Below are 18,581 nucleotides of genomic sequence, written 5' to 3' on the forward strand. Positions count from 1 at the left end.
TACGCACGCCAAAACCCTTTCGACAAACGTCCGCGCGCTCTTAGCGCAACCCCACAACACAGCAAGTCCATGTGGTTGGCCCCGAATAGCCCGCGAAGCACCGACTGTGCATCAGGTGCGATCAACTGGTTACATTTTGGTCTATGCGCTGCGGACGAGCGGGATATAGTGGTTGCGCGGGATTGCCGCATGAAGGGGAAAATCGACATGAGGTTGAAGAACATCCTGACGGGCGCCAGCGCAGCTCTGTTGCTGGCCGGCTCGGGTGTCGCGCAGGCGAACTCCGCTAAGTCGCTCAGTCTGTCTCAGAGCCCTGCCATTGACCGGGCGGCGACGGCGTCGTCCAAAAGCAACGAGGCTGCGGGCGGTTTCCTGCTTCCGCTTCTTGGCGTCGTCGCTGTCATCGCTGTGGTTCTGGTCGTTTCAGGCGGCGACGATTCGGACAGCAATTAAGCCAGGCGCACCTGCCAGGGCGCAACGAAATGGCGGCTTCGGCCGCCATTTTTTTCAGCCGCGCCTGGGATTGGTTTGCGCTCAGCGACGCACGCCCGTCCGTACAAGCCACTTTTTCTCGATCTGTCACTACGCTATGCGCGCGCCATGATGATCAAACCGCTTCGCAAGGCTGTATTCCCCGTCGGCGGGCTCGGCACCCGCTTCCTCCCCGCGACCAAGGCGCTTCCCAAGGAGATGCTGCCCGTCGTCGACCGCCCGCTGATCCAGTACGCGGTGGACGAGGCGCTGGAGGCCGGGATCGAGCAGCTCATCTTCGTCACCGGCCGCGGCAAGAGCGCGATCGAGGACCATTTCGACATCTCCTATGAGCTGGAGACCACCATGGCCGCGCGCGGCAAGTCGCTCGATGCGCTCGACGGCACGCGCCTCAAGCCCGGTGCGATTGCGTATGTGCGTCAGCAGGAGCCGATGGGGCTCGGCCATGCTGTGTGGTGCGCACGCGACATCGTCGGGGACGAGCCCTTCGCGGTCCTCCTCGCCGACGATTTCATGGTCGGCGCCGCCAGCCAGCCCGGCTGCCTCAAGCAGATGGTACAGGCGTACAACAAGGTCGGCGGCAATTTGCTCTGCGCGCAGGAAGTGGCCGACAGCCACACCGACAAATACGGCATCATCACCCCCGGCATGCGCGACGGCACGTTGACTGAGGTCAAGGGGCTGGTCGAAAAGCCCAAGGCTGGCACCGCCCCCAGCAATCTCGCCGTGATCGGCCGCTACATCCTCCAGCCGGAGGTGATGCGCGTGCTTGAGGGGCAGGAAAAGGGCGCGGGCGGCGAGATCCAGCTGACCGACGCGATGGCCCGCATGATCGGCGGCCAGCCCTTCCATGGCGTCACCTTCCAGGGCGTGCGCTATGATTGCGGCGACAAGGCCGGCTATGCGCAAGCCAACCTCGCACTGGCGATCAGTCGCGAGGACATCGGGCCGGCGGTGCGAGCATTTGCTGTGGACCTTCTTAACTCTTCGTAGGTTAGCAGGTCTCCAGTATATCGAGGTGACTATGCCTGCGGCGCTTCTGGCCACGTATCGAGTGGAGAAACCCTGGGGGCGGTCGCATCTCTGGCCTGGCTTCGTCGATCCGGAAGCGGGCGGGGAGCCGGTCGGTGAGGTCTGGTTCCAGACGCCCGGCGATGGGGCGCCCGATCTGCTGGTCAAATATCTCTTCACCAGCGAGAAGCTGTCGGTGCAGGTACACCCCGATGACGCGCAGGCGCGTGAACGGGGGCTGCGGCGGGGCAAGGACGAGTGCTGGGTGATCCTGGCAGCCGAGCCCGATTCGACGATCGCGCTGGGAACACATGAGAAGGTGGATGCCGATACATTGCGTGCGGCAGCGCTGGACGGATCGATCGAGGGGCTGCTTGACTGGAAGCCGGTGAAGGCGGGGGATTTCGTCTATGTCCCGTCGCGCACCATCCACGCGATTGGCGCTGGGATCACGCTGATTGAGATTCAACAGAATAGCGAGACCACCTATCGGCTCTATGACTATGGTCGTCCGCGCGAATTGCATCTGGAAGACGGGGTGGCGGTCGCTCGCGCGGTACCTTTTGTCGACGCGCCGGTGCCGGGAGAGGCGGAGCCGGGGCGGGTAATCCTCGTGGAGGGTCCCAAATTCGTGGTCGAGCGTTGGTCCGGTGGTGAGCGCGACGCAACCATGCCCGACGGGGCGACCGGTTGGCTGGTGCCGGTGCGCGGGCATGGTACGGTGGATGGTATCGCGTGGAAGGCGGGTGAATGCCTGACCGTGACGGGGCGCATTGCGCTGACCGCTTCCCGCGACAGCGATCTACTCTTTGCCTATCCGGGCACCAAGCGACTCGAGTGAAGGGCCGGTGTTGGTAGCGGGGCGAGCGGTCAGGAGAATATTGTGAGTGACACGAGCAAGCCCATCGTCCCGGTCATCCTGTCCGGCGGAGCGGGCACCCGGCTATGGCCAATGTCTCGTCCGGAACAGCCCAAGCAGATGCTGGCACTGACCGCCGACGAAACGATGCTTCAGCTCACTGCTTGCCGTACGCCGCAAGGAGAGCGTTTCGCCGCGCCGATCATCGTGGCAAGTGCGCTGCACGCGGATATGGTCGAGACCCAGCTTGACGCGGTCGGCGCTGGCGCTCAGGCGCTGATTCTTGAACCGCTCGGTCGCAACACGGCACCGGCGATCGCGCTGGCGGCGCTGGCGGCGCTGGCCGCTGGCGGCGGCAACACCCCTCTGCTGGTGATGCCGTCAGATCATGTCATTGGGGACGTCGGCGCGTTCCACGCTGCGATTCAGGCCGCAATGCCCGCAGTCGAGGCGGGCTGGCTGATGACGTTCGGCATCACGCCTGACGCGCCCGAGACCGGCTACGGCTATATTCAGGTCGGTGCACCGATCGGCGGAGGAGTGCATCGCGTCGAGCGCTTCATTGAGAAGCCGCAGCGCGCGGTTGCGGAGGCGATGATCGCGGCGGGGGATCACGCCTGGAATGGCGGGATCTTCCTGTTTCTCGCTGGCACCTATCTCGATGCGTTGGCGGAGTTTGCGCCTGAGATGCTCGCGGCATCGCGCGCGGCGATGGCGAAGGCGGTTCGCGATGGCGTCCGGATTCTGCCCGATGCCGCTGAATTCGCCAGTTCGCCGTCCGATTCGATCGACTATGCGGTGATGGAGAAGGCTGCGCGGGTCGCGGTCGTCCCGGTCAGCATGGGCTGGTCCGATGTCGGAAGCTGGGACGCGCTCTACGCGATCAGCGGGTGCGATTCGGCGGGGAATGCTTGTCGCGGCGACATTGTCGCGATCGATACCGCCAATTGTCTGATCCAGGCCGGGAAGGGCAAGCGGGTCGCGCTGGTCGGGGTCTCCGACTTGATCGTGGTCGTCGACGGCGACGATGTGCTGATCCTGCCGCGCGGGCGCGGTCAGGACGTGAAGCGCGTTATCGAAGCCATGAAGAAATGATCGTTGACGCTGGCGATTGCGCTGCGTCACCTTCCAGAGCGTTCGACCTGGCGCTCAGCCGCGAGGATATCGGCCCGGCGGTGCGCGAACTCGCCAAGGGGTTGCTGGGCTAGGGCTACCCCGGCTTCGGATCAGAGCCCGTCGAGCTTCAGTCGCGCGGCGAGCAGGTCGACGAACGCGCGGACCTTGGCGGGCGGAAACCTGCCCTCTTGCCACAGTGCGTGGACGGGCACCGGCCTCGGTTCGAATTCCTCCAGCACGATCTCGACCTCCCCGCTCTGGACAAGGCGCCGGATCTGCCACAGCGGCGAGTAACCAAGGCCAAGGCCCGCGCTGACCGCCGAATAGACTGCGCCCATCGTGTTGGTTCGGAACGATCCGCGCACCCCCACCGCGTGCTTCTTTCCGCCGATCTGGAACGCCCATTGACTGGGTCGCTGGTCGATCGTGCGGATGACACAGGCATGCTCGCGCAGCTCGGCGGGATGCAGGGGCCGGCCATGCCGCGCGAAATAGGACGGCGCACCGAACACGACGCGGCGCAGCGCGCCCAGCCGTTTCCCCTGCAAGCCTGAATCGGGCAGCTCGGCGATGCGCACGACCAGGTCGAGCCCCTCGGCGGCGAGATCGGTGAACCCGTCGCTCAGCTGCAGATCGACTTCGACCTGCGGATGGCGCGCCATGAACTCCGCGATGATCGGAACCAGGAAATCGGGACCGAACAGCACCGGCGCGCCGACGCGCAATACCCCCACCGGCTCGACCCGCCGATCGGCCGCCTCCAGCCGCGCCTCCCGGATCTCCAGCACCGCCGGTTTGATCCGCCGGTAATAGGCCTGCCCCGCCTCGCTCAACGACGAACGGCGCGTGGTGCGGTGAACCAGCTGCACCCCGATCTCCGCCTCCAGCGCGGCGAGCGACCGGCTGACGGTCTGCAGCGACCGGTTCAGCTGCCGCGCCGCCCGGGTCAGGCTTTCGCCCTCGGCGATCGCCACAAACGTTTCCAGGTCTTCGATGCGCGCCATGATTATCTCGAAAAACGGGATGGAGACTAGCCTATAGCCCGGATTGTTCGCGATATCTTTGACAATATATCCGCGTTCCACGGCCTGCCACAGGCGGGCGAGCGGACAAGGAGTATCGGCGATGCACATCGATCAGGAACGGCCACGACGCAGGAAGCTTCCGCCCGGCTATGCCCGGATCCTGATGCCGCTGATCCTGTCGATCATCATGTCCGGCGTCGTCTCGGCGGTGGCGACCGTCGCGTCGATCGGGCTGGGACCGGATTTTGCCCTGGGCTGGCCAAAGGCATGGGGCGCATCATGGATCGTCGCGTTTCCCACGCTGCTGCTGGTGCTGCCCATCGTCCGCCGGATCGTGGGTGTCATCGTGGAGCAACCGCAGGGGCAGTGATCGGTAGGCGACCCGTCACCTGCGGGGCGCCCGCGATGATTGCGGCGACAAGGCGGGCAGCGCGGGACCATCTCGCGCTGGCGCTGCATCGCGAGGGCGATCGGCCCTTTGGGAAGGGTCGTGGGGGTGGGGTGCTGCATCTAGCACGCACCGAAACCTAACTCTCTGATTTTCTGAGCGGTAATTGCGGGTCTCGCGCCTGGCAATCGCAAAGTCGCGTCATAATGCCTTCCGTGGGTTTGCCTCCACCTGCGAGTGGAACGTTTAGGGGGTCATGTTCCGCTTTCCATTAGTCAGGATTCGTTCTCCTTGTGGTTGACACGGAGGGTGAATGAGAGGATCAGGGGGCGTGACCAACGACTCTCTGTCCAGTATGTTCGAGCTGCCCGGCGCGGAAGACATCCGGCGCTGGCAGGCGGAGCACAAGAAGATTGAGGACGCGATCCGCCAGCTACATGAGAAGCGGCTATATCTTGAGCGCCTGATCGCTGTGGCTAGGGGGGAGAGTCTCGCGCCGTCCAATGCGCGGCGCGCCGATGGCAGAATGATGCCCGGGTCGTGGATGGACGAGATTTCCAACATCGCGAAGGAAAACGCTGAGGGTATCTCCTACAGCGACCTGAAAGATGCGCTTCCGGGTGCTCTAGCCGAGGTGCTCAAGAAAAATTCGAACCATAAACCATTCTATGGTGCGCTCCGTAGGCTGGAGCGCGATGAAGTTATCGTGCGGCACATGAATCATGTGTTCACCCCGGCGGGGTACAAGCGGTACCTGGATAAGGTGCAAGCAGGTGAACGCCACCCGGTTCGCGGTCATGATCCGCGCTATTCGCCAATGGCGGACGAGGTGAAGCGCTTTCTCGCGGAAAACGGTCCGTCGCGCGCTACCGCAATGCGCGATCATCTGGCTGCGCTACCTCAGTTTCGCCTGAGCATGCGCAACAGTTCCTCAATCTACAACATACTCAAGCGCCTTGTAGAGCGGGAAGAGCTTGTCCACGACGAGGAGGCATCTGTGTATGCCCTCCCTGGACACGAGAAGGCCCCGAACGGACCAGCCGCCGGGGCCTCTCAAGCCGAGGAAGCGTCAACTTCCTCCGATGATGCGACACCACTCTTTCGGGTGGTGAAGTGAACCTAGCCCGTGCGGGGCAACCGATCTGGGGCGGTTCTGTCCCCAGGGTCTGGAGGTAACCAATGTTCGCTACAAGTCTGATCGCTCTGGGGGCTTTCGCCCTAATCGCGATCTTGTTGTTGTGAACACCGGCGCGGCGGGAGCCTTGGCTCCCGCCGTAGTCATACATAGCGAATCGTTAGGAACCAGTCCATAGGGAGGGGATGCAGATTGACCTTCTCGAGCAGTCGCAATCGTTTTAATTTATTGAAAGATCGACTCTTTCAGGCGGAGAGCGGTCGCCTTTGATTCCGCAAAGCGCAGTCAGTGCGACGTATCTTTCAACCCTGCATAGCCCGGCTTGAACGTCCATCCCGTCACCCACGCCACCAGCCGCGGCACGGGCGCGTTGCGCTCCCTTGGCCAAGGCGGTCAGTTGCCGAACGGCCCAATGGCGGACATTGAACCAAAGGTGGCCGTAGCTATGGTGTTACCATGACGCCATCTGATGAACCGATCTATTATCGCCTCCGCTGGCCCGATGCGGAAGTCCCGGCTGAGATGCCGGCCTGGCTTCACTACGAGGTCAGCGAGGTGGCAGATGCCGTCATCCGGACGATCGAAGTCTTTGCAGATGGCCGCATCACCAGAAACAGCATCGAAATCGAAGAGCGCCACGGCGATCATTGCCCTTCTCTGATTGATGTGTCGCTAACCGAGGGCTTCGATGGGCTGGAGCTTCAAACCATGTCTCGTGAGGGCTTCGAGGCGCTTTGGCAGCAGGGCGTGGACACACCCGTCTGGTTTGTCCGCTAACCGCCCAATCCGCCCCCGCTTGCAATGTTGGAATTGGTTTGCTTGCATCGACAGGCCGCATGGCGGCCGCTCTTTGATCGCGTCGATTCGACCGGTTCGATGACGAACCCGAACCCTCCGACAAAGGCGACCGGATTGACAGAATGAATCGCGTTCCGCGTAACTGTGTCAACTTCGCCGAAGATCAGTCGGCGCGCTGATCCAGATTCTTCAACCCCGCATAGCCCGGCTTGAACGTCCACCCCGTCACCCATGCCACCAGCCGCGGCACGGGCGCGTTGCGCTCCATCCACTCGCTATATTCGCGATAGGCCGGGTCGGCGCCGAGGTGCTTTTCCTCGGTCTTGGCGCGGATGTAATAGACGCCGCTCACCGCGGCGAGCAGCACCGTCGCGCGGATCGCGTCGTACAGGCTGCCCGTGGTCACCAGCAGCGGACAGGTGCTGATCCACCAGAACAAATTCTTGGACAGATACGCCGGGTGCCGCGTCCATGCATAGGGCCCGTGGGTGATGATCCCGCGATGCGTGAGGTTTGAGAAGCGGAAGCCGAACGCCATCGTTGCCCAGGCATAGATCGCGGTCAGCGCCACCAGCACCGCGCCGATGATCCACAGCAAGATGTCATGCCCCGCCAGCCAGTGGGTCCAGTCCGACGTGCCGGGGTGATAGTCCAGCGGTCCGCCATTCCCCATCAGGATGAACGGCGGGTAGCAGATCAGCGCGAACGCCCAGCCCGCGGCATAGGGGTTGGCGGTGCGGATATGGCTGTCGAGCGGGCGGAAGGTCAGGATATAGCCCACCGTCGCGAACGCCACGTCGAGCATGAACATGCCCGTGATCAGCCACTGCGCCAGCGCGATCGGGTTGTGCAGGATGCCGTCGGTACTCGCGCGCACAAACCCGCCATAACCCGGCGGCACGATCGCGAGCATGAAGGCAAGGAAAAACGCCTTCACCGCCCAGCTGCGCAGATGGTTGTGGATCGCGTCGTGATCGATCTCGTCCTTGTTGCCGAGCAGCCAGGCGCCCAGCATCCATGCGCCGTCCTTCGGCTTTTCCAGCCGCCGGTCGATCCACAGAACATAGGGGACGGAGAGGATGAACAGCGCCGGCGCCGCCATCTGGAAGCACCACATGGCAAAGGCGAAATTGCCCTCCCAGTAGAAGCGGCACACCGAATAGATTGCTGCGATCCCGCCCCAGGTCAGCCACAGCCCCGCGATCTTGGTGATCGAGATGTCGAGCGTTTCTCTGAGCGGTCGGGGATTCTCCCACTTCACGCCGGTGCTCGGGTTGCGGTGGACCTTGTCGACCAGCACTGCCCACAGCACCATCGGCACGCCGCCCGCGACCAGATTGACCAGCGCCGCATAGGGGCCGTCGAGTCCGCGGCTGCGCGCAAAGGCCAGCCAGCATGCCATCCCGATCAGACCGGCCAGCCCGCATCCGGTGCTGACCGCGGACTTGGGCCGCGGATCGGCCTTGGCCGGAGTGGCGAGGACAGGGTCGTGATACATGTCGTTCCGCATAGCCCGCGAATGGTAAGCAAGCCATGAAGGGTGTTTCCAGTCCTATTCCTCTGCGTGCCCGGGATAGGCTGGTGGGGACTTTACCTCGCCGCCCCGCCGCGCCTAAAGGTGTAACATCATATCCTTTCCTACACCTGAGGCCCCTATGCGCCGCGTCATCGCGCTTTCCGCTCTGCTTCTCGCCACCGCCGCCGCCCCTTCTGCTTTTGGCCAGAACAGCGCGCCCCAGCCGCTGCCGTTCGACAACCGGATCCCCGCAGCGCGCGACACCGCCTATCCGGGCACGATCACACTTCGGGTCGACGCGACCAACGTCCAGCAGGCGATCTATCGTGTGAAGCAGACCATTCCGGTGGCACAGGACGGTCATATGGTCCTGCTCATGCCGGCCTGGCTCCCCGGCAAGCACGCTGCGCGCGGCGAGGTCGAGAAGCTGACCGGCCTCAAGATCAGCGCGGGCGGCAAGGCGGTGCCGTGGAAGCGCGACACGGTCGATGTCTGGGCCTTCCATGTCGATGTGCCGCGCGGCGCAAAGCAGCTCGATCTCGAATTCCAGTTTACCGGCGCCACCGACAGCGATCAGGGCCGCGTCTCGATCGCGCCCGCCATGCTCAACCTCGAGTTCGAGCAGGTGAGCCTCTATCCTGCGGGCTGGTTTACCCGCCGCATTCCGATTCAGGCGACCGTCACTTATCCCGAGGGCTGGACCGCGGTGTCGGGCCTCCCCGCGAAGAAGCAGGGCGCGGCTTATGTCTATGACAAGACCGATTACGAGACGCTGATCGACTCGCCGGTGTTCGCCGGCCTCAACTATCGCGAGTTCAAACTGTCGGATCGCGTCGACCTCAACGTCTTCGCCGACGAGGCGAAGGAGCTCGACGCCAAGCCCGAGCAGATCGAGGCGCACAAGAGCCTTGTGACGCAGGCGGTCAAGCTGTTCGGCGCGCAGCATTACGACCGCTATGAATTCCTGCTGTCGATCAGCGACGAGATGGGCGGCATCGGGCTCGAGCATCACCGCAGCTCCGAAAATGGTGTGAAGCCCGGCTATTTCACCAAGTGGAGCGACGGCCCCGGCTCGCGCAATTTGTTGCCGCATGAGTTCGTGCACAGCTGGAACGGCAAGTTCCGCCGCGGTGCTGACAGCTGGACCCCCGATTTCCGCACCCCGATGCGCAACTCGCTGCTGTGGGTCTATGAGGGGCAGACCCAGTTCTGGGGCTATATCCTTCAGGCGCGCTCGGGCATCGTGTCGAAACAGGATACGCTCGACATGCTGGCGAACATTGCCGCCAGCCTCGACAACCGCCCGGCGCGGACCTGGCGGGCGATGGTCGATACCACCAACGATCCGATCATCTCTGCGCGCCGGCCCAAGGGCTGGGTGAGCTGGCAGCGGTCGGAAGACTATTACAACGAAGGCCTGCTGATCTGGCTCGAGGTCGATTCGATGCTGCGCGCACAGACCGGCGGCAAGAAATCGATGGACGATTTCGCGCGCGCCTTTTTCGGGATGCGCGACGGCGACTGGGGTGTGCTGACCTACAAGATCGACGATGTCGCTGCGACGCTGAACGCGATCCAGCCCTATGACTGGGCGGGCTTCCTCAATCAGCGCCTCAACGGCCTGACCGAGCGCGCGCCGCTCACGGGGTTCACCGCCAATGGCTATCGCCTGATCTACACCGACGAGCCGACCGCGGCGTTCAAGGACAGCGAGAAGCGCGCCAGCCGCACGGACCTCAGCTATTCGCTCGGCCTGTCGGTCGGGAAGGGCGGGGCGATCGGCTCGGTCACGTGGGATTCGCCGGCGTTCGAGGCGGGGCTCGATGTCGGCGACACGATCGTCGCGGTCGGCGGTCGCGAATATTCGGACGACCGCCTCAAGGATGCGGTCAGGGCAGCAAAGGGGACGAAGGAGCCGGTCAGGCTGCTCGTCAAGAAGGGAACCCGATACCGCGAAATCGCCATCGACTATCACGAAGGGCTGCGCTATCCGCGCCTCGAAAAAATCGGCACCGGAGAGGGTGGTCTGGATCGGTTGCTCGCCCCGCGCTGACGGGGAAGCCGAACCAACAGAGGAAGTTTAGATGCGCATCGACATGATTCCTGTCGGCGACAATCCGCCGCACAGCCTGAACGTCATCATCGAAGTCCCGACGGGCGGCGAGCCGGTGAAGTACGAATTCGACAAATCCTCGGGCGCGCTGTTCGTCGACCGCATCCTGCACACGCCGATGCGTTATCCGGCGAATTATGGCTTCGTGCCGCACACGCTGTCGCCTGACGGCGACCCGCTCGACGCACTGGTGATCTCGCGTTCGCCGTTCATTCCGGGCTGCGTCGTGCGCGCCCGCCCGATCGGCGTGCTCAAGCTCGAGGACGAGGCCGGCGGCGACGAGAAGCTGATCTGCGTCCCCGTGGACACCACTTTCCCTTATTATTCGGACGTGGGCGAGCGGCAGGATCTGCCCTCGATCGTGCTCCAGCAGATCGAGCATTTCTTCAAACACTATAAGGACCTTGAGTCCGAAAAGTGGGTGCGCATCGGCCAGTGGGGCGATGCCGACGAAGCCCGCCGCATCGTCGTCGAGGCGATCGAAGCCGCGAAGAACGCCAAGGCCGCCTGAGCTATCTGGCCACCCGCCCGCATCTCGCCTAGTCTGGCGCGATGCGGGAGGGGGCAGATCAGCACCGCCGTTCCATCGGCAACCGGATCGCGCCGCCGCGCTTCCTGTTGTTCGCGGCAATCCTCGCTATCGGCTCTTCAGCCGCAATTCCCGCGATCGGCCTCCGCTTCGGCGTGATGGCGGCATTCGACGTTGCCGCGCTGGCCTTCCTTCTCGCCTGCGTGCCGCTGCTTCGCCATGAATCGCGCCGTATGCGCGCGGCGGCTCGGCAGAACGACGCCAACCGCGTCGCGTTGCTGGTCATCACCACCGCGATCAGCCTGGCTGTGTTCGCCGCGATCGCCAGCGTACTCCTTCCGCCCGGCGTACCGGAGCCGGCGCGGCTCGCGCTGGTCATCGCGACGCTCGCTTTGTGCTGGCTGTTCGGCAACACCGTCTATGCGCTGCACTATGCGCATCTCTTCTACTCGGCGCGGAGTGGGCAGGACGCAGGCGGGCTCGAATTCCCCGACACCAAGGAACCCGATTATTCGGACTTCGTCTATTTCGCCTATTGCCTCGGTATGACCTTCCAGACGAGCGACGTGACGATCACCACGCGGCCGATGCGGCGCGCGGTGACCTTCCATTGCCTCGCCGCGTTCGTGTTCAACCTCGGGATCATCGCCTTCACGATCAACGCGCTCGGCGCTTAGCTTTCGGCTTCTTCTCGGGCGCTCGCTGTCCGGCTTCCAGTCCCAGCGCCGCCCATTCGCGCATCGCATCGGCATCGTCGAACACATCGTCGGGCGCGCGGCGATAGTTCATGCTCGCGACCCGGCCCTTCATCTCATAGGTGAAGCGCTCGCAGCCCGCCGCGTCCCACACCGCATCGCTCTGCGCATCGGCCTTGAACCACAGCACGTCGTCGCTCGAGATGGTCGCGAACAGCGTCCCGTCGAGATAGAGTGTCACCCCGCCCATCATCCTGCGGTGGGTGACGGTGCCCATCGGCTCCATCGCCTCGGCGACCCAGTCAAGCAGGCCGGCGTCAAACGCCACGCGCCAGCGCCTCGATCGCGTCGATCTCCATCCGCCAGCGCTCCCAGCCGTCGACCGGCCCCGCGCCGATTGAGCGGTAGAAGCCCTTGCCCAGCTCGTTCCAGTCGAGCACCGCCCATTCGAGCCGCGCACCGCCGCGCTCGACGACCAGCCCGGCCAGCCGCGACAACAGCGCGCGGCCAAGGCCTGAACCCCGCGCATCGGGGTCGACGAACAGATCCTCGAGCCAGATTCCCGGCTTGCCCTCGAAGGTCGAGAAGGTCTGGAAGAACAGCGCGAACCCGCTCGGCACGCCATCAACCTCACCGATCAGCACCTCTGCCGCTGGCCGCTCGCCGAACAGATGGCCGCGCAATACCGCGTCGTCGAAACGCACCTCATGCGCCAGCTTCTCGTAATCGGCGAGCTTGCGGATGAATGCAGCGACCAGATCGAAATCCTCGGGGCCGGCTTGTCGAATCGAAATCATGGAAGAAGTGCCTCGCTGTCGGCCACCGGGGCATGGTCACGCCGCCGCGCGGCGAGGATGCACCCGCCGACGATCAGCGCCGCTCCGGCGACGGTGAAAAGGGATACGTGCTCGCCGAACACCACCCAGCCCCAGAGCGTCGCCCAGAGGAAGCCGGTATATTCGCTCGGCGCGAGATAGCTGGCCTCGGCATGGCGATATGCCCAGGAGAGCAGGAACAGCGACGCTGTCGCCAGCAGCGCGGCAAAGATCAAAGCGGGCGCCTGATTCAGCGGCGGCGGCACCAGCAGCCATGGCGCGGCGAGCAGAAACACGGCGGTGACGATGATCGTCTGGAAGAAGGCGACTTCGCCTGCTCCCGCGACCAGCGACTGCTGGCGCATCAGGATGATGTTCCAGGCATAGCAGACCGCGGAGGCGAGGATGGCGATCGCACCCCGGAACGCATCGGGTCCCAGATCGGCGCGCGCCTGCCCCCACAGGATCACGAGCACACCGGCGAACGCCATGGCAGTGGCGATGATCGTCATCCGCGTGATGCGTTCCTTGAGGATCAGCGCGGCGAGGAACAGCGCGATGATCGGTGCGATGAAGGACAGCGCGATCGCCTGTGCCATCGGCACGCGCCCCAGCCCCCAGAAGAACAGGAAGGCCATCGCCGCCGAGACGATGCCGCGCACGAGATGGATCTTCAACACCGCGCGCGGCGGCATCCGCGGCCGCGACAGCGCATAGGGAATTCCGCTCACCACCGTCCCGGCCAGCATGCGCCACGCCAGCGCGTTGTATGCGCCAAGGCCGATCACCAGCCCCTTCATCACCGCATCCATCGACGAGAAGATGGCGATGCCGAGCGCGGCGACGGCAAAGGCCGTCAGGTGTGAAACGGGACGCATGGCGCGCCTATCGCCGGTCAGGCTTGGCGGGCGCCGGATAGGCCGGGGCGACATCGATCGAAGGTTCGGCGGGCGCCTTGGGCGGCGCATAGGACGGCGGCACCGGTGCCGGCGGCGGCAACGGGATCAGTTCGGGCGGCCTGGGCGGCTTGGGCGGGAGCGGCATCCGCCCGCTGTCGCGCGTGCCCGGACGTTTTTGCCGGGTGATGAAGTCCATGCACGCGCTGTGCGCCGCAACGGCTTCATCGACCTGCGACAGCTGCACGCGATACAATTCGCGTCCTCTCACGGAGAAGGCGATCCAGCCATTGGCAGGAAGGCGGCCGAGGATGCCGATCGCCGGCGCCTTGCGGTCGGCATAGACGAGCAGGCCGTCGCTAAGGTCGACGGCTTCGCCGGTCGCCCGTGCGCGTGTCACGGTCCCGCTCGCATCCGCCCAGCTGATGGTGACCGGGAAGGTGCCCGCAGGCAGCGTATAGTCACCCTTCTCGAAGCCGATATGGTGGAACACGCCGCCGCTTGGCCCATCCTTCCAGCCATAGATCGGGCCGGAGATGCGCAGCACGTCCTCGCCGTCGACCGCGAAGCCGGCGTCGCAGGTCGCTTCCTCGTCCGTGATCGTCCAGCTACCGACGACGACCGTCTCGAACCGCGGCTGCTCCGCCGCCGCCGGTGAGATGAGCAGCGCTGTCGCGAGGGGAATCGGAAAACTCACCGGCCGTGGTTGGCGTGTCCGCGGGCGCGGGTCAATCGCCGGTGCGCGGTTCCGACTTCTCCTTCGCCAGCCGCTTGTCGAGCCGTTCGGTGTAGGTCGCGGCAAGCGTCTTGCACGCTTTCCCGTCGATCATCGGATTGGGCGTCCGCGACCGCTCCAGCGCGGCGAGGTGTTTGAGCGTGTCGTTGGTGCCGGGGTGCGACGGGATCGCGACGTCGCAGCGTAGCCCGGCCAGCGCCGTGGCACCCCGGCGCAGCAGCGCCGCGCGCTCGGGATGGTCGGTGAACCGGTAATGGTCGTCGCTCACCGGGTTGATGCTGGCGGAGAAGACGAAGGTCGCGCAGGTTTTGCCCTCGCACGATTGCCATTGCCAGCTGGTGCTGCCCGCCGTGTGTCCCGGCGTCGCCCGCGCGACGATGGTCACGCCACCGATCCGCAGTTGCTCGCCGTCGCGCATGCCGCGGATGCGCGACACGCCGGGCATGGGTTCGTGGATGCTGGCTTGCGGATCGTCCTTGCCGACATTGCCGCGGCGCAGCTCGGCGACCGCTGCAGCGCCTGCGATCACCGTCGCGCCGCTGTCGCGTGCGAGTGCTGCTGCGCCACCCGCGTGATCCCAATGCGGCTCCGTAATCAGGATGTACTTGATCTGCGTCGGGTCGAAACCGAGTTTGCGGATGTTCGCCTGGATCGCGCGCACCGCTTGCGGCACCCCGGCGTCGATCAACACCAGTCCGGCATCGGTGCGGATCAGCACCACGCCCAGCCCCTGAAACCCGACATAATAGCTTTGCCCGTGCATCCGCACCGGCGTCTGCGGCTCCAGCCATTGCTTGGCATAGTCCGCCGCGATCGGGCGCAGCAGCGGGTCGTCGCGATCGGCATCCTGCGCGACGGCCGCACCGGTCAGGGTCATCAGGGCCGCAATCAAGACGCCAGTTCTGCTCATCGCCATTCGCTCCGTTTCGGTGTGGAGCCAGAGAGTGGCGAACCTGCTTCCAGCGTACAAAGCATCAATTCTCGACTTAGCTATGAGCTCAGTTCATGGATGGCGCATGGATCGCCCTCAGCTTCCGCTCAATGCCCTGCGTGCCTTCGAGGCTGCGGCGCGCCACCTCAACTTCACCCGCGCCGGGCTTGAGCTGTGCGTCAGCCAGGGCGCGGTGAGCCATCAGGTCGCGTCGTTGGAGCGGCGGCTGGGCGTGCCGCTGTTCCGGCGCCTGCCGCGCGGGCTGGCGCTCACCGATGAGGGGCTGGCGTTGGTGCCGGTGCTGGGCGAGGCGTTCGACCGCATCGGGACGACGCTCGACCGCTATGAAGGCGGGCGGATGCGCGAGGTGCTGACGCTGGGCGTGGTCGGCACCTTTGCCACCGGCTGGCTGCTGCCCCGGCTCACCGCGTTCGAGCATGTGCATCCAGAGATCGATCTCAGGTTGATGACCAACAACAACCGGGTGGATCTGGCCGGGGAGGGGTTGGACTATGCCATACGCTTCGGCGACGGCGCGTGGCATGGGACGCACGCGGTGCCGCTGCTCGCCGCGCCATTATCGCCGCTCTGCATCCCCGCTATTGCGGGGCGTCTGTCAGGCCCGGCCGACCTCGCCCGCGAAACGCTGCTGCGCTCCTACCGTGCCGACGAATGGCCGCGCTGGTTCGAAACCGCCGGCGCGCCATCACCGCGACTGACCGGCCCGGTGTTCGACAGTTCCACGCTGATGATCGCCGCCGCTTTGGGTGGCCATGGCGTCGCGCTCGCCCCGCCCGCGATGTTCGAGGGCGACCTCGCGGCGGAGCGTCTCGTCCAGCCCTTTGCGGTCGAGATCCAGCTCGGCCGCTACTGGCTCACCCGGCTCAACTCACGCCGGGAGAGCGTGGCGATGCGGGCGTTCGCGGCGTGGCTGGCGGAGGCTGCCGCACCGCTTGAAATGTAGGATTTCGCCTGCTTCACTCGACGGGCCGGAGGCTTCCGGCCGCTCTTTGACGTCGTCGATTCCTCAGCTGGTGTCCGGCCCTCGCGCGCGCGTGGCAGTGTGACTTTTGGGACTTTCGGCGCCGTCTCAGGCTGCCGCTTCGGCCTTCGCCGCGTCTGCCGCCTCGATCTCCGCCGCCTTGGCCTCGACCAGCTTGACGATATGGTCGAGCATGTCGGCGTCCTCGACCGTATGATCGGTCAGGCCCGAGAGATAGACCATATGCTTGCCGTTGCCACCGCCGGTCAGGCCGATATCGGTCTCGCGTGCTTCGCCCGGTCCGTTGACGACACAGCCCAGCACCGAAAGCGACAGCGGGGTGCGGATATGCTGGAGCCGTTCCTCCAGCGTCTGGACGGTGCGGATCACGTCGAAGCCCTGCCGTGCGCAGCTTGGGCAGCTGACCACGCGGACGCCGCGGTTGCGGATGCCGAGCGCCTTCAGAATCTCGAAGCCGACGCGGACTTCCTCCTCGGGTTCTGCCGAGAGGCTGACGCGGATCGTGTCTCCGATGCCGTACCACAGCAGCGATCCGATGCCGATCGCGCTCTTCACCGTCCCGCCGACGAAGCCGCCCGCTTCGGTGATGCCGAGGTGCAGCGGGCAATCGACCACTTCGGCGAGCTGCTGATAGGCGGCGACCGCGAGGAACAGGTCGCTTGCCTTCACCGCGACCTTGAAGTCGTGGAAGTCGCGGTCCTGCAGCAGCTTGATATGGTCGAGCGCGCTTTCGACCAGCGCCTCGGGGCAGGGCTCGCCATATTTCTCGAGCAGGTCCTTCTCGAGCGAGCCGGCGTTGACGCCGATGCGGATCGCGCAGCCATTGGCCTTGGCGGCGTTGACCACCTCGTTGACGCGGTCGGCGCTGCCGATATTGCCGGGGTTGATGCGCAGGCATGCCGCGCCCGCGTCGGCAGCTTCGAGCGCGCGCTTATAGTGGAAGTGGATGTCCGCGACGATCGGCACCTGCGCCGCGCGTACGATCTGCTTCAATGCCGCGGTGCTCGCGACGTCTGGGCAGGACACGCGGATGATATCGACGCCGGCCTCTTCGCAGCGGCGAATCTGGTCGATCGTCGCCTTGACGTCATCGGTCGGGGTGTTGGTCATCGTCTGGACGGTGACGGGCGCATCGCCGCCGACGGGCACATTGCCGACCATGATCTGGCGGCTTTGGCGGCGCGCGATATCGCGCCAGGGACGCACGGACATTGAGGTTCCTCTGGGTTCGCCCGCCCTATAGCCGATCGTCAGCGGGCGAGGAAGGCGGCGCTAACCAATTGGTGAGCCGGCGTGGCTATAGGCTCGGAGGTGACCGAAACGACCGAACCTTCCCCGCGCATCAACCGCCATTATGGCCTCGACTGGCTGCGCATCGCCGCCTTTATGCTGCTGATCGTCTACCATATCGGCATGGTGTTTGCGCCGTGGGACTGGGTGATCAAGACGCCCTATCGGGTCGACGCGCTGATCGCGCCGATGTCGCTGCTCACGCCGTGGCGGTTGCCGTTGCTGTTCGCGGTGTCGGGCTATGCGTCGTGGCACCTGTTCACCAAGTCGGGCAGCGCGAGCACGTTCCTGCGCTCACGCAACGTCCGCCTGCTGATCCCGCTGGCGTTCGGTATGGCGGTACTCGTGCCGATCGAGATGTGGGTGCGGGTGATGGACAAGGGCTATCCCCATGGCCTGATTCAGTTCTGGGCACATGACTATTGGCGTTCGGGCGAGTTCTGGGGGCGCGAATTTCCGAGTTGGGAGCATCTGTGGTTCGTCGCCTATCTTTGGACCTACACCGCGATCCTCGCCGCCGCACTGGCATGGGGCCGTAGCCCGATTGAGAAGGGAACGGTCTGGCTGGTAGCGTGGCTGGCGAAGGGCTGGCGGATCCTGTGGGCGCCGGTGATAGCGCTGGCGGCGGTCAAGGTGGTGCTGACCTTCCTGGTCGAGGAAGAGCATGGCCTGTTCCGCGACTGGGCCGGCCATGCGCAGTATTTGCCGATGTTCCTGTTCGGCTTCGTCCTTGCCGGTTCGCCACAGCTCTGGGCGCCGCTTCAACGGTGGTGGAAAGCGGCACTGGCGCTCGCGGCGGCATCCGGCGCGATCGTCGTCGCGGTCGAGCTGATCTTTCCGGGTGAAGCGGTTCCGTCGCATTGGGTGATGGCGGCCGAGCGCGCGGCGGTCGCGGCGATGGCGTGGACGATGACCATCGTGCTGTTCGTGCTCGCCGACCGCCACTGGAACCGCGATCATCACTGGCGCAAGCCGCTCGCCGAGGCGGTATTCCCCTTCTACCTGATGCACCAGCCGGCGATCGTGCTGATTACCTGGTACTCGCTGCCCTACCGGCTCAGTCCATTGCTTGAGTTCGCCACGTTGTTGGCAGGGACGGCGGCGATCTGTGCGGCCTTCTACCTGTTCGGGCGCGAGTTCGGCTGGTTGCGGCCGCTGATCGGGCTTGGACCGCGGACGCCGCGCCAGCCGCCCGAAGTTTTGCCGCAACCGGCCTGACATGGGCGTCCGGGC

20 protein-coding genes are annotated in these 18,581 nt (G+C 65.0%); 12 read left to right on the forward strand and 8 right to left on the reverse strand.

Annotated features, from left to right (window positions below; all coding sequences use genetic code 11):
- From AC07NK_RS05810 to AC07NK_RS05825, 4 genes are all read left to right on the forward strand, one after another.
- On the forward strand, positions 1 to 453 hold a 453-nt coding region (locus AC07NK_RS05810; RefSeq protein ID WP_495169640.1), incomplete at its 5' end, for a hypothetical protein.
- A 147-nt stretch (positions 454 to 600) separates the two neighbouring features.
- Complete coding sequence (gene galU / locus AC07NK_RS05815; protein WP_495169641.1) at positions 601 to 1,485, forward strand: UTP--glucose-1-phosphate uridylyltransferase GalU; 885 nt, start codon at positions 601 to 603, stop codon at positions 1,483 to 1,485.
- A 31-nt stretch (positions 1,486 to 1,516) separates the two neighbouring features.
- A complete protein-coding gene (locus AC07NK_RS05820; RefSeq protein WP_495169642.1) occupies positions 1,517 to 2,344 on the forward strand; it encodes a class I mannose-6-phosphate isomerase in 828 nt (275 codons plus the stop codon).
- A gap of 63 nt (positions 2,345 to 2,407) precedes the next feature.
- Complete coding sequence (locus AC07NK_RS05825) at positions 2,408 to 3,457, forward strand: mannose-1-phosphate guanylyltransferase/mannose-6-phosphate isomerase (RefSeq protein WP_495170338.1); 1,050 nt, start codon at positions 2,408 to 2,410, stop codon at positions 3,455 to 3,457.
- Between the two features lie 131 nt (positions 3,458 to 3,588).
- On the opposite strand, the gene AC07NK_RS05830 is transcribed toward AC07NK_RS05825, so the two are convergent.
- On the reverse strand, positions 3,589 to 4,482 hold the full coding sequence (locus AC07NK_RS05830; RefSeq protein ID WP_495169643.1) for a LysR family transcriptional regulator: 894 nt from the start codon (positions 4,480 to 4,482) through the stop codon (positions 3,589 to 3,591).
- Positions 4,483 to 4,603: 121 nt separating this feature from the next.
- On the opposite strand from AC07NK_RS05830, the gene AC07NK_RS05835 reads away from it, so the two are divergent.
- The 3 genes from AC07NK_RS05835 (at position 4,604) to AC07NK_RS05845 (ending at position 6,803) form a co-directional block, all read left to right on the forward strand.
- Positions 4,604 to 4,873 carry a DUF2798 domain-containing protein gene (locus tag AC07NK_RS05835; protein ID WP_495169644.1) on the forward strand — a complete coding sequence of 90 codons (270 nt, stop codon included), beginning with the start codon at positions 4,604 to 4,606 and terminating at the stop codon, positions 4,871 to 4,873.
- A 349-nt stretch (positions 4,874 to 5,222) separates the two neighbouring features.
- Positions 5,223 to 6,008 carry a hypothetical protein gene (locus AC07NK_RS05840; protein ID WP_495169645.1) on the forward strand — a complete coding sequence of 262 codons (786 nt, stop codon included), beginning with the start codon at positions 5,223 to 5,225 and terminating at the stop codon, positions 6,006 to 6,008.
- Between the two features lie 474 nt (positions 6,009 to 6,482).
- On the forward strand, positions 6,483 to 6,803 hold the full coding sequence (locus AC07NK_RS05845) for a hypothetical protein (RefSeq protein ID WP_495169646.1): 321 nt from the start codon (positions 6,483 to 6,485) through the stop codon (positions 6,801 to 6,803).
- 184 nt (positions 6,804 to 6,987) lie between these two features.
- Here the strand turns inward: AC07NK_RS05845 and AC07NK_RS05850 are convergent, their stop codons facing one another.
- Positions 6,988 to 8,334 (reverse strand): methyltransferase family protein, encoded by a 1,347-nt coding sequence (locus AC07NK_RS05850; protein WP_495169647.1) that lies wholly within the window; start codon positions 8,332 to 8,334, stop codon positions 6,988 to 6,990.
- A 145-nt stretch (positions 8,335 to 8,479) separates the two neighbouring features.
- Here AC07NK_RS05850 and AC07NK_RS05855 point away from each other — a divergent pair, with 145 nt between their 5' ends.
- From AC07NK_RS05855 to AC07NK_RS05865, 3 genes are read left to right on the forward strand one after another with little or no spacing between them, the layout of a single operon-like run.
- Positions 8,480 to 10,393: a M61 family metallopeptidase gene (locus tag AC07NK_RS05855; RefSeq protein WP_495169648.1), complete on the forward strand. Its 1,914-nt coding sequence runs from the start codon at positions 8,480 to 8,482 to the stop codon at positions 10,391 to 10,393.
- 31 nt (positions 10,394 to 10,424) lie between these two features.
- Entirely contained in the window at positions 10,425 to 10,964 is a 540-nt protein-coding gene (gene ppa / locus AC07NK_RS05860) for an inorganic diphosphatase (RefSeq protein WP_495169649.1), read from the forward strand.
- Positions 10,965 to 11,005: 41 nt separating this feature from the next.
- Positions 11,006 to 11,659, forward strand: a complete 654-nt coding sequence (locus AC07NK_RS05865; protein ID WP_495169650.1) for a DUF1345 domain-containing protein — start codon at positions 11,006 to 11,008, stop codon at positions 11,657 to 11,659.
- Here AC07NK_RS05865 and AC07NK_RS05870 read toward each other — a convergent pair.
- Genes AC07NK_RS05870 through bla form a run of 5 tightly spaced genes read right to left on the reverse strand, consistent with a single transcriptional unit; the run spans position 11,640 to position 15,034 of the window.
- On the reverse strand, positions 11,640 to 12,005 hold the full coding sequence (locus tag AC07NK_RS05870) for a TfoX/Sxy family protein (RefSeq protein ID WP_495169651.1): 366 nt from the start codon (positions 12,003 to 12,005) through the stop codon (positions 11,640 to 11,642). The genes AC07NK_RS05865 and AC07NK_RS05870 overlap by 20 nt on opposite strands.
- Positions 11,995 to 12,474, reverse strand: coding sequence for a GNAT family N-acetyltransferase (locus AC07NK_RS05875; protein ID WP_495169652.1), 480 nt, complete (start codon positions 12,472 to 12,474; stop codon positions 11,995 to 11,997). The genes AC07NK_RS05870 and AC07NK_RS05875 overlap by 11 nt, the downstream gene beginning before the upstream one ends.
- Complete coding sequence (locus AC07NK_RS05880; RefSeq protein ID WP_495169653.1) at positions 12,471 to 13,370, reverse strand: DMT family transporter; 900 nt, start codon at positions 13,368 to 13,370, stop codon at positions 12,471 to 12,473. The genes AC07NK_RS05875 and AC07NK_RS05880 overlap by 4 nt, the downstream gene beginning before the upstream one ends.
- 7 nt (positions 13,371 to 13,377) lie before the next feature.
- Positions 13,378 to 14,085 (reverse strand): hypothetical protein, encoded by a 708-nt coding sequence (locus AC07NK_RS05885; RefSeq protein WP_495169654.1) that lies wholly within the window; start codon positions 14,083 to 14,085, stop codon positions 13,378 to 13,380.
- Between the two features lie 31 nt (positions 14,086 to 14,116).
- Positions 14,117 to 15,034 (reverse strand): subclass B3 metallo-beta-lactamase, encoded by a 918-nt coding sequence (bla, locus tag AC07NK_RS05890; protein WP_495169655.1) that lies wholly within the window; start codon positions 15,032 to 15,034, stop codon positions 14,117 to 14,119.
- A gap of 106 nt (positions 15,035 to 15,140) precedes the next feature.
- Between bla and AC07NK_RS05895 the strand changes: the two genes are divergently transcribed.
- Positions 15,141 to 16,019 carry a LysR family transcriptional regulator gene (locus AC07NK_RS05895; RefSeq protein ID WP_495169656.1) on the forward strand — a complete coding sequence of 293 codons (879 nt, stop codon included), beginning with the start codon at positions 15,141 to 15,143 and terminating at the stop codon, positions 16,017 to 16,019.
- A 126-nt stretch (positions 16,020 to 16,145) separates the two neighbouring features.
- Here the strand turns inward: AC07NK_RS05895 and ispG are convergent, their stop codons facing one another.
- A complete protein-coding gene (ispG, locus tag AC07NK_RS05900) occupies positions 16,146 to 17,270 on the reverse strand; it encodes a flavodoxin-dependent (E)-4-hydroxy-3-methylbut-2-enyl-diphosphate synthase (protein WP_495169657.1) in 1,125 nt (374 codons plus the stop codon).
- A gap of 99 nt (positions 17,271 to 17,369) precedes the next feature.
- Between ispG and AC07NK_RS05905 the strand changes: the two genes are divergently transcribed.
- The gene (locus AC07NK_RS05905; protein ID WP_495169658.1) at positions 17,370 to 18,566 is read left to right on the forward strand and encodes an acyltransferase family protein; all 1,197 of its coding nucleotides are present in this window, start codon (positions 17,370 to 17,372) and stop codon (positions 18,564 to 18,566) included.
- Positions 18,567 to 18,581: the final 15 nt, after the last annotated feature.

This window comes from Sphingomonas sp. GW821-FHT09B04 (assembly GCF_059418285.1).